Raw genomic sequence first — 13,869 nt, forward strand, 5'->3', positions numbered from 1 at the left:
ATTGGTTTGGATGTTGGTAGCATATTCAACTTGCGATTGCAAGAAGTAAAAAGGTGATTCATTGAGTTTGGAGAAGGCCGGAAGAGATTCCGGCTTTTTTTACTGGAACCATTTCCTCATAATTCCATATAATTTGTCTATCTCGATCGGTTTTGCGATATGTTCGTTCATGCCGGCTTCCAGACTTAGCCGTACATCTTCGGCGAAAGCATTGGCAGACATGGCTATAATGGGCATATCTTTGATATCTTGACGGTCGAGATGACGAATTTGCCTTGTCGCTTCGAGTCCATCCATTACAGGCATCTGTATATCCATGATTATAAAATCGTAATAACCTTCGGGTGAAGCGGCGACTTTATCAACGGCTTCTTGTCCGTCGCAAGCTGTCTCGACTTCTGCATGGGTTTCTTGCAGCAATTCATACGCTATCTCGCGGTTTAGGTCATTGTCTTCCACGACCAGTATCCGTTTGCCGGGAAAAGATATGATATGAGTCGGTGTGATAAGGACTTGCTCGTCTTCCTTTTTGTCTGAGGCAAATTTTTTCATTAAATGGAATAGCTTGGATTTCATGATAGGCTTGCTTATGAAGCCGTTGACGCCAGCTTTTACTGCCTCAAATTCGTAACCGGAATAATCGTATGCTGATATGATGATGATCGGAGTATCTGGTTCCACGTATTCCCTTATTTTTATGGTGGTTTCGATGCCGTTCATGCCGGGCATCATTAAATCTATGATAATAGCAAAGTAAGTGTCTCCGTCGATTACTTTTTGTACGGCCTTTTCACCGGAAAGAACCCATTCCGGTTTCATCCCTAATTCTTGGAGGTTTTCATAAGCGATCTCGCAGGATACCTCATCGTCATCTACTACCAGTACTGGTAGGTCTACCAATATATTATTGTCGTATTCATTCGTACTTCCCAGTTTGACATGAAACCTCATGGTGAATTTGGAGCCTTTTCCATATTCACTTTCCACAAGAATGTCTCCGTTCATTATCTGGGCGATATGGCGGCTGATAGCCATGCCGAGACCAGTCCCTTGGATATTGCGAATGGCCTTGTCATCCGACCGCTCGAAAGGTTCGAATACTTTTTCCAGAAATTCTGGTTTCATTCCTATACCGTTATCCGTTACGGTTATTTCAAACTGGCCGTAACCGTTATAGACAGAAGGTTTCTCTTCTACCGTTAGTTGTATTTGCCCGTCTTCCGGAGTATATTTGATCGCATTTGTAAGCATGTTCAACAATGCTTGCTGTATACGTTGCACGTCACCTATAAGGCATTCGTGTTTTATCTTGGTGACATGTATCTGAAACTTTTGCTTTTTCGCTTCAAAGGCCGGTTGCACCATGACGAATAAACTCTCTAATAGCTCGTTGATCTTGAATGCCTCTTCTGTCAGCATGATCTTATCACTTTCCAGTTTAGACATATCCAGTACCTCATTGATCAGATTTAATAAGAGTTTGGAGGAAATGGTTATTTTCTTTAAGCAATCAGCTATACGCATCTGGTCATCCATGTGCAGGCCAGCTATCGCTGTCATACCGACGATGGCGTTGATAGGAGTGCGGATGTCATGGCTCATCCGGGATAGGAAATCAGTTTTGGCACGGTTGGCGGCATTAGCGCTCTGTAAAGCTTCCTGCAACAGTTTTTTTTGTTTTCTTTCTTCTTTGATTTCCGTTATATCAGTTCGAGTCATTAACCATATGTTCTTTTCCCTGTCGTAATAGCTGAATCGCATTTTCTTTTCCCGGTTTACGCCATTCTCTATCATGGTGCCATATACGATATATTCTCCATGTTTCCGTAGTATCGGTTCTATATGAGCGATCTGTAGTTTCTCAGTCATTTCTTCGTGAAGCTCAGGTGCCATATATTGCCGGTTATATGAGGCGACTACTCCATCATAGTCATAGCTGGCGATAGGAGGGGGACTATAGCTCTCCGAGCCGGAGGTATACATGACATAGCTATTTTTCGAAGCTTCAATATAGATTACGTAATCATATTCTGATCTTACGGCGGTTTCTATAATTTGCGCTTTTCTGAAATCGTTGATATTACGGCTAGATAAAAGGATTCTATCAGGGATACCTTCGTTGTTAACAAGAATATCGATAAAAGTTTCGTGCCATTCAAAACCGAAGTGATCGTTGCAGAAACGTAAGTCAAATGTTTTATGAAAACATCCTTCGGCTATCATTCTAAAGAAAGCTTCAAGCGAAACCGTTTCATCCCATAAACTACGGTCTGGAGAATAGATGTCGTTTCTTAGAATGTTGGCAAGGCTGGTATAATCTTGTTTTGTATTAATTAATTCCGGATTCATTGAATATTTAAGTATATCGACGCTTCCGTCTTCCAAATAGATAGTCCAGATCGTATCCATGAGATATTGATAATTAGCTAATAGCTCGTTTTTATTTAACTTTTCTTTTTTGCTTTCGCTTGTCATGTTTGTATTCTTGCTCGTTTATGAATGCACTTATATCCTTGTGCTTTCAAGGATATTCCGCGAAAGTAGGTAAATAATATGTATATAAGAGATAAAATCATTGTAAATCAAAAAGAATTGATCATTTTCCTTTAAGGATTTATATGCTCTGCAACATACTTAACACCTTTTTACATATTTCGTGTCTTGTTTAAATTCATCACTGCTATATTTGGTTCAAATCTGAAATGCAATTTCAAATATGGAAAACACGCTGCCAAATATGGAAAAAGTGGATGAGAGCTACAAAGTGCCTAATTTAGAGAAGGGCATAGCGGTTCTTGAGTACCTTTCCTTGCGGTCGGCGGGAGAAACATTGCAAGATATTAAGTCGGCGCTCGATATATCTCAGACTACGGCTTACCGTATTTTGAATACATTGGTGCGGCTGGAATATCTTAATTTTAGTGAAGACACGAAACGCTATAAACTTTCCCGAAAATTATTGACCCTTGGTTTCAGATCCTTGAATGAACACAATCTCTTAGAGACCGTCTTGCCACATTTGCGTGATTTACGTGATCAAGTGAAAGAGACCGCTTGCTTTGGTGTCTTGGGAGATGAGAAAGGGATTTTTATCGAACAAGCGCAAGGACATCATACGTTCCGCTTCGTCCTGTCGCCGGGAAAGCCGTTTGAGTTGCATTGTTCGGCTCCCGGAAAGGCGATTATGGCTTATTTGCCGAAGACGGTGCGAGATCGTTACCTGTCCTACATGACGTTTACACGGTATAATTCCCGGACGATCACTTCTCGTGAGGCCTATCTGGAGGAATTGGAGAAGGTTGGTAAGCTGGGATATGCCATGGATAATGAGGAGGAGCTGAGCGGCGTGATCTGCGTAGGCGCCCCGATCTTTAATTATACGGGATATCCTTGTGGAGCGATTTGGATCTCCGGCCCGAAAGACCGCTTATCGAAAGAGGTGGTGAAAAATACGGTGAAGGTGATCAAGGAGATTGCCGGGGTGATCTCGAACGAACTAGGATTTAGAAAATAAGGAATACAAAATATACCATGAACACACGAAAATACTTGATAAAAAACTCATTGGTGGCTTGTCTTGTCGGCTGTTGCGTTTCTCTCGCTTCAGCCGGCAACCCACCTTTCTTTACTACGGATGCCGTATTGAATGCGAAGGGGGAGCTATTAATGACACAGAAAGGAACGAGACATCTGGATATTTTTTCAGCGGACGGTAAGAGCTTACTTCATTCGTTTCCGTTTGATGAGATCCCGACCGGGTTGCTTCCGGATGGGGATAAGGTGTATGTGACGACCTTCGAGAAGACCGGCCGTTTACAAGTGCTTTCCTTGGAATCGGGTAGGGTGGAAGCGGCTATACCGACGGGATCGGGAGCCTGTCATCCGATGTTCGGGCCGGATAAGAAACATATATATGTATGTAATCAGTTCGATAATTCGGTGGTCGAGATAGATCCGGTGATGCGTAAGGTAGTCCGGAGCGTGAAAGTGTTGCGTGAGCCTAAATCGGCGGTATTCAGCAAGGATGGCAAGTATATGTTTGTTACGAATTTCCTGCCCGCACAACGGGCGGACGTGGATGTGGTGGCCGCTTGCGTATCAGTAATCGAGATGGAGGGGTTTACGAAAGTGAAAGATATCCAATTGGCGAATGGTAGCAATGCCTTACGGGGGATGTGTATCACGCCGGACGGGAAATATATATACGTGTCTCATAACTTGGGACGATTCACGGTGCCTACTTCCCAACTTCAACAAGGTTGGATGAACACGAGCGCTTTCAGCGTGATCGATGTGGCGAAGCAGGAATTCGTTGGGGCGGTATTGGTGGACGAGCCGGATCGTGGCGCTGCCGGTATCTGGAGTATCGCTTGCGATGACAAGCATATCTTTATCACGCATAGCGGAACGCATGAGGTGAGCGTGATCGATCATCCGGCGATGTTGGCGAAGTTTGAGTCTTATAAGGATAAGAGCCGTCTGGATTACGACTTGAATTTCTTGTATGGACTTCGTGAGCGAGTTACCTTACAAGGAAACGGTCCCCGAAATTTTATATTTTCGGGAGATAAGTTGATAATCCCTACTTATTTCGCCGATATCTTGAATACCGTCGATATAAATACATTGGAGGTGACGGCTACCGACATGAATCCGGGGCGTACGGAAACGCCGGAGAACAAGGGCGAGAAATACTTTAACGACGCAAATCATTGCTATCAAGGCTGGCAGAGTTGTAACGGTTGCCATCCGGGGGATGCCCGTACGGACGGGATGAACTGGGACTTGATGAATGATGGAGTTGGTAACTCGAAGAATTGTAAGAGCATGTTGTATTCGCATGTGACTCCCCCAAGCATGATCTCGGGTGTTCGTGAGAGCGCAGAATATGCGGTACGTGCCGGTTTTAAGTTCATTCAGTTTTTTGAGCCAGAAGAGGAAATGGCGAAATGTGTGGACGCTTATATGAAATCCTTGCGTCCGGTGCCTAGCCCGTATTTAGTAAATGGGGAATTATCGGATAAGGCGAAAGAGGGAAGAAAGGTGTTTGAGAAACTGAAATGTGGCGAGTGTCATAGCGGTCCTTATTATACGGATATGAAGATGCACCGTATCGGCGAGGATATAGAATTTGAGAAAGGGTGGGATACACCTACTTTGATCGAGGTCTGGCGTACGGCTCCTTATCTGTTTGATGGGCGTGCGGCTACCATGGAAGAGGTGTTCGAGGTCCATAAGCATGGCATCGATAAAAAGGTTTCCAAGAAAGATATCGAGGCGTTAACGGAATATGTAAACTCCCTGTAAAATAAAAGGATATGAATTATTGTGAGAAGATACATTATACGATATTAAGCACCAAGCGGGCCGAGTTCGCCGTTATGGTGGACGATCTATTGTCTCAATTGCCTCAAAACGAGGTGATCATGAGGCTGGCCTTTTTCGGTACTCCGGGTACAAATGAGGAATACGTGGCACGCCGGGTTTTGCTGCGGGAGAAGATCCGTCGGTATTATGGGGATTGCGAACCGGCTTTGAGCTATGTCTCCCAACCGCCGCTGAACGCTCCTTTGCTGATGGAGGTACATAGCTATGTGCCCGATGCGCAGGATCGGATTACTTTCCGTCATTATCAAGGTGTTCCTTATGTCTTGTTGGAGAATGCCTCGGGACGTTTCCTTTTTGCCGGCGGTTTTCAAGGGGATGTACTCCATTTTGGTATAGAGCCTCAGTCGGTGGAAGCTTTCCGGTTATTGGGGGATGTGCTTCGTCGGGAGGGTTTTCCGTTGAATAGCATTATCCGTCAGTGGAATTATATCGAGCGTATAACCGCTTTCGACGGTCCGGATCAGCATTATCAAGCGTTTAATAACGCCCGATCTGATTTTTATAGTAAAACGGAATGGGCGAATGGTTATCCTGCCGCTACGGGTATCGGGGCGAATCTGGGAGGTATCTTGATCGATGTGGATGCCGCCGTGTTTACTACGCCGGATGCTTTCGCTACGCCGATCGATAATAAGTTGCAGGTGGCTGCCCATGCGTATTCGGAACAAGTACTGGAAGTTGCCCGACAAAAGAAGACGACCCCTAAGTTCGAGCGTGCCAAGAGCATGACTTTTCAGGATCGTAAATTGATTTATATTTCCGGTACAGCCGCTATCCGTGGTGAGGAGAGCTTGACGGGAGTAGGTCTGGAACGTCAGCTACGGATCACGATGGAAAATATAGCGGAACTGATCGCTGACGCTAAATTGGTTAAGTTACGAGTCTACTTGAAGAATAAATCCGACTATAAGGAGGCTGAGCGTTTGATGAATACCTACGGATTAAATATCCCGATCTCTTATATGTGGGCCGACGTTTGCCGGGATGAGTTATTGATCGAGATCGAGGGAATAGCGATACGTTGAAACAAATAGTACTAACAAATATACACAAAAACAAATGAGAAAAGGTTTGAACATGAAAATGGCGGCTATGGGATTGGTGTTGGTATCTATGGTCGCATGTACGGGAAAGACAACGACAGACGCTACTTGTTGCGCCGCTAACGGGGAGGGCAATTGTCCGGAAGGAACTTGCCGCAAAGAATGCACGAACGCATGTAATACTAACAATCAAAAAAATAAAACAATGGCTTATTCAAAGAAGTACACGAACGCCGATTTTTATAAAGACGGCAAGTTTCAACAAGATGTCGCTATGGAAGCGATGAAAGATATGTTTGCTTTCTACGATGTTCCTTTCACGGAGTTGATGGCGAAAGATATGTGGGTGACAGACTTTGGCTTGGGCGATTTCGAAAATGTAGGTATGGGTGGTATTTTCTGGATCAACGATCCGGAGTATAAGTATTTCGCTCACGCTATCTATTTGTTGCCGGGCCAGATGATTCCGGAACACGCTCACGTAAAGACTGACTTTCCTGCTAAACATGAGTCTTGGATGGTAGAGAAGGGTTGGGTATACAACTTCTCTGAGGTAGGTGACGAGACCCCGAACGCCCCGGCTATCCCTGCTGGACACGGACCGATCAAGAGCAAGAATTTCGTGGTTCAGAAGGTCGGCGACGTATTACGTCTGAAGAAATTGGAGACATTCCACTTTATGATGGCAGGTCCGGAAGGCGCTATCGTAGATGAGTGGGCATGCTATCACGACAACGCTGGCTTACGTTTCACGAACCAGAAGGCCGCTTTATAAAAACCTCTAGGGTTATGCTTCGTAATTCTAAGGGTTGCCGATCGTGATCCTTAGGGTTTCAATAAACAACCTTCTAAATTTAAATTTAATACATGAATAAATACTATATAATGGTATCACTCTTGTTGTCGACCTCTCTTCTTGTTTCGGCAGGTCCGAAGCAAAAGAAGGTGGATAACTGGATTGACGCCTCAGTAAAACAAAAGTCTGAGCTTCGTGCCTCTTTGGTGAAGGCGAACATGCCGATCATGTCCGCTTGGATTAAAGCGAAGCAGAAGGCTGTCCCGATGTCCGCCGATTTGACGGGTCAGGATCAGTTGGTACTTGTTACGGCCGCCGGACCGGACGGTACGGATTGGGATTGGGGTACATGGGCGAATGCCCGTTTAATCAAGGCGGACGGTAGTTCGGTTTGGTTGGATGAGTTAGACCCGGATTATTGGGTTTCCGGTTCGAACAGTATCCGCAAGAATACGGATTTATACGGGAATCCATTGTTGATCGGTGGTAAGAAATACGACCATAGCGTATTATGCCATGCCAATGGCGTGATGGTGTACAATATCAATAAGGAATATGTACGCTTTGAGGCTGAGGTGGGTTTGGCCGATCAGTCAACGGTAGGTAGTGTATTCTTCCGTATCATGAATGTTTTCCCGAAGGAGGAGGCCGCACGCTTGCTAGCCGCTTATCCGAAGGAATTAGGAGCCTTAAACGCTAATATCGATGGGTTGGAGAATTGGTTGACTACTAGTGACGCTTCCGCTGAGCGTGATATTGTCTTGAATCTGGCTTCTCGTCTGAAAGACGCTGCGTATGTAAAGAACGCTGTTAAGCAGATCGAGACAGAAAAAGATATTGATACTCAGATCCGTGAGTATTTGAAACTTTATGAGAAAACTCAACGTATCTGTAATTTGCAGAGCGACTTGAGTTGGTTGAATATGGAGGCGATTCGTCTGGCTTTCAATGATATGAAAAAACTGAAAGGTTTCGATGCCACTAAGTATCAACCGGTTTTGGATGAGCTGGAACAGCAGGTAAAGAAAGGTTTCGATGGCATTTATAGTGGTGATGAGGCCGCTTTGGTTAACGCGGAGAAAGCGATTGCGAATAAACGTACGATCTTGCTGGCGAACCCGTTCTTGGATGGTGATAAAGTCTTGGCTGCCCGCTTTAAATTAGGTGTAAACGCTCATAAGGCAATGGCTCCGGATTTGGGTACGCAGGGTAATAACTGGAGCAACCAAGAGTCCGCCCGCCGTATGGGATTCGACGCTGATATTGTGGAGTTGAGTAATCTACGTGGGGAGGATGTACAGGTACGGTCGATTTATAAACCGGAAAACGGTTCCTCTATCGCTGACTTGCGGATGCATTGGGATGGCGATCGTGCTATGTTTACCCAGACGATGCCCGATAAGCGTTGGAACGTATTCGAGGTGAAATTGGATGGCTCGGGCTTTAAGCAATTAATACATAACGAGGAACCGGATCTGGAGTTTTATGATGGAACCTACTTACCGGACGGACGTATCATCGCCAACTCGAATATCGGTTATCAAGGCGTGCCTTGTGTAAGCGGTGATGACCCTGTCGGTAATATGGTACTTTATACGCCGGATACGAAGAACTTGCGCCGTCTGACTTTCGATCAAGACGCGAACTGGAACCCGGTAGTGATGAATAACGGTCGTGTGATGTATACCCGTTGGGAGTACACGGACTTGACGCACTATTATTCCCGTATCGTGATGAACATGAATCCGGATGGTACGGAGCAGAAAGCGCTGTATGGTAGCGGATCGATGTTCCCGAACAGTACGTTTGATATCCAGCCGTTGCCGGGCCACGGTTCCGCTTTCGTGGGAATTATCTCCGGTCACCATGGTATCGCCCGTTCCGGCCGTTTGATCGTGTTCGATCCGGCAAAAGCCCGTAAAGGCGCCGCCGGTATGGTACAGGAGATCCCGTATCGTAACCGGCCGATCGTGGAGGAGATTAAGGATGAGCTGGTGAATGGCGTATGGCCGCAGTTTATCAAACCGACTCCGCTGAATGATAAATATTTCTTGGTGGCCGCTAAATTAGACCCGCAGGATTTATGGGGTATCTATTTGGTGGACGTCTTCGATAACGTGACTTGTTTGCGTAAGGTAGAGGGTGAGGGCTATATCAGTCCGGTTGCCGTACGTAAGACACAGACTCCTCCGGCTATTCCGGACCGTGTGAAATTGAATGACAAAGAGGCTACGGTCTTTATTCAGGATATTTACGAGGGAGAGGGTTTGAGAGGCATTCCCCGGGGTACGGTTAAGTCTCTTCGTCTGCACGCTTATGAGTATGCTTACGTGAAGACTACCTCCGATCATAACTGGCATGGAATCCAGTCCGGTTGGGACATCAAGCGTATGTTGGGTACGGTACCGGTAGAAGAGGATGGCTCCGCTATCTTCAAGATCCCGGCGAATACGCCGATTTCTATCCAGCCGTTAGACAAAGACGGTGTGGCTATCCAGTGGATGCGTAGCTGGTTGACCGGTCAGCCGGGCGAGGTGGTATCTTGTATCGGTTGCCATGAGGACCAGAACCAGATTCCTATTCCGAAACGTGTGATGGCTTCGCAGAAAGCCCCGCATGCGTTGACTCCGCCGGAAGGGGGGACCCGTTCGTTCACGTTCGATCTGGAGATCCAACCGATCTTGGATCGTGCCTGTATCGCTTGCCATAATGGTGAGGGTAAGGCTTTCGACTTGCGTGGGGGCAAGAAGGATAAATTAGGTTATGGCACTTCTTACTTGAATCTGCATCCGTATGTACACCGTCAAGGTGGCGAGGGTGATATGGTGGTTCTTCAACCGTATGAATATCATCCGAACACGAGTGAACTGGTTCGTATGTTGAAGAAAGGGCACTTTAACGTGCAACTGACGGATAAAGAGTGGAAAACCCTTTATAACTGGATTGATTACAACGCTCCGGATAAGGGTTATTTCAATGCGAATGTGCTTTCGAAGGATATCATCCCGTATCAAGGCTTCGACCAGATCAAGCGTCGTAAAGAGTTGACGGATAAGTATGCGAATGGCGCAGGCGTGGATTGGAAGAAAGAGATCTCCGATTATGCCGCTTACTTGAAGGGTAAAGGTGAGATCAAACCGGAGATGCCGGAGAAATTGGCTCCTGTCAAGGAAAAAGAGTTGAAGGTGAAAGGCTGGCCTTTCGATGCGGACCGGATCAAGGCTATGTTGGCTGACGAGAAGGAAACCCGTAAGGAGATCGAGTTGGCTCCGGGTATCAAGATGACATTTGTTCGCATTCCGGCCGGACAATTCGTGATGGGCAGCTATCGTGGGCAATCCGATACTCGTCCGACGGCGAAAGTGAAGATTGACAAAGCTTTCTGGATGGGTGAGTTGGAGGTTACGAACCAGCAATTCAACGTGATTTTCCCGGATCACGACAGCCGTTTCGTGGATCAGCAATGGAAAGATCACGTGGTTCAAGGATATCCCGCTAATAAACCGGAGCAACCGGTAATCCGTGTAAGTTACAATGACGCTATGGATTATTGTAAGAAGCTGAGTGAGAAAACAGGCTTGAACATCACGCTTCCGACCGAGGCGCAATGGGAATGGGCTTGTCGTGCCGGTAGCGATCAAGATTTCTGGTATGGCGATATGAATGCGGACTTCGGCAAAAAGGATAACCTAGCCGACGTAACCACGCTCCTGCTTGCCGTAAGCGGTATCGACCCGCAACCGATGCCTAAGACTTCTTATTGGTACAAATACTATACTTACTTACCGAAAGAGGAAGGCGTGGATGATGGCAATTTGGTTCAGGTGGGTGGTAAGCAATATGAAGCGAATCCGTTCGGTTTGTATTGCATGCACGGTAACGTGGCGGAATGGACTCGTTCAGATTACTTGCCTTATCCTTACAACGAGAAATCGAAAGAGGTCTCCGAGTATAAGGTGGTTCGTGGCGGTTCTTATATCGAGCGACCGAAATTCTCGACGGCTTATACCCGTAAAGGATATTATCCGTACCAACGTGTGTTCAACGTAGGCTTCCGGGTAATTATTGAGGATTAATAGACAAGGTCTATTTATAGATAGATAACATGGATGCGGCAAATTAATCGCCGATTCTTTCAAAAATGATTAATCTGCGTACATTTGTCGCATCAGTGTTATTAATAAATGAGCAAATGAAAACTCTAGAAAGATTTATCTCTTCTTCCGTGACGACTATCGTCCTTCTATTGATCTACGCCTTTGGCTTGGCTATCGCTACTTTTATAGAGAAGTATCATGGTACTGCCGTCGCTAAAGCGCTGATTTACTATTCTCCTGTATTTTTCTTACTCCAATTCTTATTGGTAGCCAATTTCGTGGCTATCGTTATCAAGCACCAGTTACTTAAGCGGCGTAAATGGGGATTGATGGTCACCCATGCCGCCTTTATTGTCATCCTTCTGGGTGCCCTTATTTCCCACCTTTTCGGCGAGGAAGGAATCCTTCACCTGCGTGAGGGAGAGGCTAGCGATCGTATCATGATCCGTACCTCGGACCAGACTCTCTATCATACGCTTCCTTTTAGCGTAGAACTCGTGAAATTTACCTTAACCCGCTATCCCGGCTCTGCCAGTCCCTCTGCTTATGAGAGTGAGTTGCTGGTACATGTAGATGGACAGACTCGCCATACCCGGGTATATATGAATAATGTATTAGACGTGAAAGGCTATCGCTTCTTCCAAGCCTCCTATGATCCGGATGAGCAAGGAACGGTACTTTCCGTGAACCGAGATGTGGCCGGAAGGAATATTACGTATACCGGCTACGTGATTTTAGTGATCGGCTTTATACTTTGCTTGGTAGGCAAGAACTCCCGTTTCATGAAATTAAGCCGTCAGTTGAAAGATTTAAGAGGGGGCGCTCGTAAAACGACCCTGTTAGTAGCGGTTCTTCTTTCCGTAGGGGGCTTGCGGGCGCAAGGTGCTGCCGCTCCCGAGATGAAGGAGGTTATACAGAAATATGCGATAAGTCCGGAACATGCCGCTAAGTTCGGTGCGTTGCCGATCCAATCGGTAAGCGGACGTATGTTGCCGATCAATACATTCTCTTCCGAGGTACTGCGAAAGTTGCATAAATCGGATCAGTTCGGTTCCTTGAACTCGGATCAGTTCTTGTTGAGTGTCTTGGCTATGCCGGATATGTGGGTCCGGGTGCCGTTTATCGCCTTGTCTAATAGTGAGCTGGCCAATTATTACGACCTTACGGATAAGGAGTGTGCCTATATAGAGGTATTCGATAGCCACGGACGCTATAAATTGCAAGAGAAGCTGGAAGAGGCCTACAATAAAATGCCGGCGGAGCGTACCCGCTTCGATAAAGACTTGATCAAGCTGGACGAGCAGGTGAATATCTTCCATCAATTGATCAATTACCAGATGTTGAACCTTTTCCCGAAAGAGGACGATCCGGATCACAAATGGTATGCGCCGGGCGATGATTTGTCGGCGTTTTCCGGAAAGGACTCCATGTTCGTTACCCACATTATGGGCTGGTATTTATCGGAGGTACAGGAAGGATTGAAGAGTGGTGATTGGGAGAAAGCGGACGAGGTAATCGGAATGATCCATACGTATCAGCAAGCCAAGAATAAGACGGTAGACATTCGCCCTGAGAAAATACAGGCCGAGATTAAATATAATCAAATGGATGTATTCCGGCAATGTAAGAAAGGGTACTTGATTTTGGGAGGCTTGTTGCTGATCTTCGCTTTCGTGGCCTTATTCAAGAAGAAAAAATGGGTTACCTATACGACTTGGTTATTGAGTCTGGGCATTTTGGCCGTATTCGTTTTCCATATGTATGGGATGGGAATGCGGTGGTATATCGCAGGTTACGCCCCTTGGAGCAATTCGTACGAGACGATGGTTTATGTGGCTTGGGCTACGGTGTTCGCCGGGTTGTTGTTCGTACGCAAGAGTACGCTTACGTTTGCGTTGGCTACTTTATTCGGGGGGATCATCTTATTCGTGTCCGGCTTGAGTTGGATGGACCCGCAGATCAATCCGCTGGTTCCGGTCTTGAAATCCCCATGGTTGATGTTCCATGTGGCGGTTATCGTGGGAGCTTATGGTTTCTTCGGTATTAGCTGTCTGATCGGCTTGACGAATTTGGTGATGATGAGCGTAAGCGGGGAGAAGAACAGCGTGATGCTCAAAGAACGGGTACGAGAATTGAGTATCGTGAACGAGATGTCACTTTGGATCGGATTGGCCCTGATGACGATCGGTACTTTCTTGGGAGCGGTCTGGGCGAATGAGTCGTGGGGACGTTATTGGGGCTGGGACCCGAAGGAGACGTGGGCGTTGATTACGATGGTGATATATGCGATCGTGACGCATCTCCGCTTGATACCGAAATGCAATAACCTGTGGTTGTTTAATTTTACGTCTATCTTGGCCTTCTATTCGGTGTTGATGACCTTCTTCGGCGTGAATTATTTCTTGAGTGGCATGCACTCTTATGGCCAGAATGACAACGTGAACGGGATATTTATTTATCTTTATCTATCGATCATCCTAGTATTGGGGGCTGGCTTTATATCCTATCGGAAGAGAACGAATTTTAATAATATAATTGTCTAACT

At 46.1% G+C, this 13,869-nt stretch carries 7 protein-coding genes; 6 read left to right on the top strand and 1 reads right to left on the bottom strand.

The window, feature by feature from the left end:
- Positions 1-99: 99 nt before the first annotated feature.
- Positions 100-2,475 carry a hybrid sensor histidine kinase/response regulator gene (locus tag D7V92_RS07205; RefSeq protein ID WP_005857761.1) on the bottom strand — a complete coding sequence of 792 codons (2,376 nt, stop codon included), beginning with the start codon at positions 2,473-2,475 and terminating at the stop codon, positions 100-102.
- 241 nt (positions 2,476-2,716) lie between these two features.
- On the opposite strand from D7V92_RS07205, the gene D7V92_RS07210 reads away from it, so the two are divergent.
- From D7V92_RS07210 to ccsA, 6 genes are all read left to right on the top strand, one after another.
- Positions 2,717-3,514 (top strand): IclR family transcriptional regulator, encoded by a 798-nt coding sequence (locus D7V92_RS07210; RefSeq protein ID WP_029257197.1) that lies wholly within the window; start codon positions 2,717-2,719, stop codon positions 3,512-3,514.
- Between the two features lie 17 nt (positions 3,515-3,531).
- Positions 3,532-5,307, top strand: a complete 1,776-nt coding sequence (locus D7V92_RS07215) for a YncE family protein (protein WP_005857757.1) — start codon at positions 3,532-3,534, stop codon at positions 5,305-5,307.
- 11 nt (positions 5,308-5,318) lie between these two features.
- Positions 5,319-6,413: a hypothetical protein gene (locus D7V92_RS07220; protein ID WP_005857755.1), complete on the top strand. Its 1,095-nt coding sequence runs from the start codon at positions 5,319-5,321 to the stop codon at positions 6,411-6,413.
- A gap of 34 nt (positions 6,414-6,447) precedes the next feature.
- Positions 6,448-7,206 (top strand): hypothetical protein, encoded by a 759-nt coding sequence (locus D7V92_RS07225; RefSeq protein WP_005857754.1) that lies wholly within the window; start codon positions 6,448-6,450, stop codon positions 7,204-7,206.
- Between the two features lie 110 nt (positions 7,207-7,316).
- Positions 7,317-11,303 carry an SUMF1/EgtB/PvdO family nonheme iron enzyme gene (locus D7V92_RS07230; protein ID WP_233572813.1) on the top strand — a complete coding sequence of 1,329 codons (3,987 nt, stop codon included), beginning with the start codon at positions 7,317-7,319 and terminating at the stop codon, positions 11,301-11,303.
- Positions 11,304-11,419: 116 nt separating this feature from the next.
- Positions 11,420-13,867: a cytochrome c biogenesis protein CcsA gene (gene ccsA, locus D7V92_RS07235; RefSeq protein ID WP_011966097.1), complete on the top strand. Its 2,448-nt coding sequence runs from the start codon at positions 11,420-11,422 to the stop codon at positions 13,865-13,867.
- Positions 13,868-13,869 lie beyond the last annotated feature (2 nt).

The organism is Parabacteroides sp. CH2-D42-20 (assembly GCF_003670185.1).
Taxonomy (GTDB): domain Bacteria; phylum Bacteroidota; class Bacteroidia; order Bacteroidales; family Tannerellaceae; genus Parabacteroides; species Parabacteroides distasonis.